Annotated in this window: 2 protein-coding genes; both read right to left on the bottom strand. The window is 50.6% G+C overall.

The annotated features are described in order from the left end of the window. Positions 1-1,684 (bottom strand): beta-L-arabinofuranosidase domain-containing protein (locus VIP81_RS31775; protein ID WP_331971664.1); only part of this gene is annotated, 1,684 nt, incomplete at its 3' end. After that, positions 1,681-2,249: hypothetical protein (locus VIP81_RS31780; RefSeq protein WP_331971667.1), on the bottom strand; the 569-nt coding region annotated here is incomplete at its 5' end. The genes VIP81_RS31780 and VIP81_RS31775, both read right to left, overlap by 4 nt.

A 2,249-nucleotide genomic window follows, 5' to 3' on the forward strand; every position in this document is an offset into this window, starting at 1 on the left:
ATAGCAGTGCATAATTCCAGGGGCCGTCGGGGCGTAAGTCCAGTGCCGGAAAGTTTGGATCAACTGATTTTTTTCCGCCAAGATTGGCGTAGGTAGCGGTATCGGTGTTTACTTTTTCCGGTACGGGATAAGCATATAATAAAGGGCCGCGTTCTACTGCCACGCCCCATTGTCCCCATGGGAGCAGTTGTGGCGTCATTGGAAACTGCAACAGGATGCGGTCGTTGTTCCGGAAGGTACGGCGTATGGTCACAAATGTGCCGGGCTTTAACTGACCGGTATAAGTCTGATCGTTGATGAGTATCGAGGCTGATTTGCACCAGCCCGGAATGCGGAAGGTGACAGGCATTTGCATGGGCTGCTGTAGGTTAAAAGTAAACAGCAGTTGATCGGCAAAAGGATACCGCGTATTTTCTGTGATGGTACATTTATTTCCCTGATAGGTAAACGTATTCACCGAAGGGCCGTAAAGCGCTGCCACCGGTGCACCCAGCGTATCCAGCATCCACATCCGGGCGGCGTAGTTGGGCATAAACCGGTGTACATTGCCGGCGCAGCATTCGGTTTCATGACAGGGCCAGTAAGCCATCCAGGTGGAGCCATGTGCAAATTTATTGTGATTGGAATTACCGGTAGCAATGACCTGGTTCACGCTGGAGAAATATTGCAGATTTTTAAAGTCCTTCGATACGGCGCCAGGTCCGGCATTGAAGATAGCCCGTTCCAGTTTATCTGCCCAACGACCATCGCCGGTGGTCATCAGCAGATAACCTGCTGTCCACGTATAGTCGGTGATATCGCAGGTTTCATGGCTTTGTAACGGATCTTTCCCGGCTAAAAATTCATTGGAGCTGGGAATCCCATCCGGCAACATATGATCCCGGTCCAGTTTATACATGGCGTTGATCGCAGCATTCAGGTATATTTTCTTGCCCGTATAACTATACAGGATGGCCGGTAGCTTGGCCATTTCCATATAGGTGACGCCATGCAGCACCAACGTGTCAGCAGAAGAAGCTGTGTGCAGGTTGAGTTCAAAACCACCTTTGTTATAGGCATTTTCTGCCAGCTGCAATAAACGTGGATCGTTGGTGTGGCCATAAGTCCATAGCATTCCTTCTATGTTGACGATGGCCCGTTTGGCATTTCCGATTTCTTCCGGGGTATAGCTCAGGTAATGTTTATGCAGTGCCTCGATGATGCGGATATCGCCGGTGGCGGCGTATTCGGCTTGTAGTACGCGGAAGTATACGGCCATGGGCCATTGACTGGTGAAGAGTTGTGGGCCGAGGCGACCATTGGGTTGCGGATGCGCCAATGTGTACCGGATGCCGGCACGGGCTTTATTAATTAAGGCACTATCATCCAGTAAATAACCTAAGCGCAGTAAGCCATCGCTGTAGTAAGCCGTTTGTTCATACCGCCACCAGTTGGCGCCATGTTGCTCTCCAATGCGGTCTATTGTGCCGGCCCATAATACGGAATTGAAAGGGTAGGAAAGTACTTCCGGATGCCCGGTAAGACCGCTGCGCTGCCGTAGCAGAAACTCTTTTAACCAACCCTGTGGCCGGATGGCCGTCATGCTTTGTTCCCGGAAAACATCAAATCGGGCAGGGGCTTGTTGCGCGGCAACAGGCGCTATAAAACAGGTGGCAGCGCAGAGGAGGAGGCATATCTTTTTCATGTACGATGTCTTACAACAATTTTTAGATCGATGTGATTGGTTTCAAACAGCAGCGGAATCGCTTCCATGCCCGGCACAAAATTGAAGCTGCGGCCGGCAGGTAGCTGTATGGGCACGTTGGCGGTAATCTCCACCACCGCATCCGTTTTATGTATTTCGAGTTGCTGCGGTGTAATCAGTTGTATTTGTTCCTCGTGGGTACTGATCACCGGTAAACTATACACTGCTTTTTCATGCGCAGCGGTACCGTGGATTTGCAAGGCATCATCCCCAAAGGTATACGTAACACTGCAGGCCGGAGAAGCGCTGGGCTGCTGGTTTTCATTGACCAGTAGCGAATGGGTATTAAAAACAATTTCCCCGGGTGTTTCCTGGTAGTCCACGGTTGCCCGCAGGTCATTGGTCTGGAGATACAGTTGCGCTGCGGTTGTTAATCTGAAACCGGGTGTAAAACAAATCGACTCCGATCCTTTATCCCGCTGCATATTAAACGCTTCCACCAGCTGGTATTTATTCATGCTGGCTACCAGCAGAGCGCCGGTATCGTTATGCCATAACATTGATA

This window comes from Chitinophaga sp. (assembly GCF_036566945.1).
In the GTDB taxonomy this organism is placed as follows: Bacteria; Bacteroidota; Bacteroidia; order Chitinophagales; family Chitinophagaceae; genus Chitinophaga.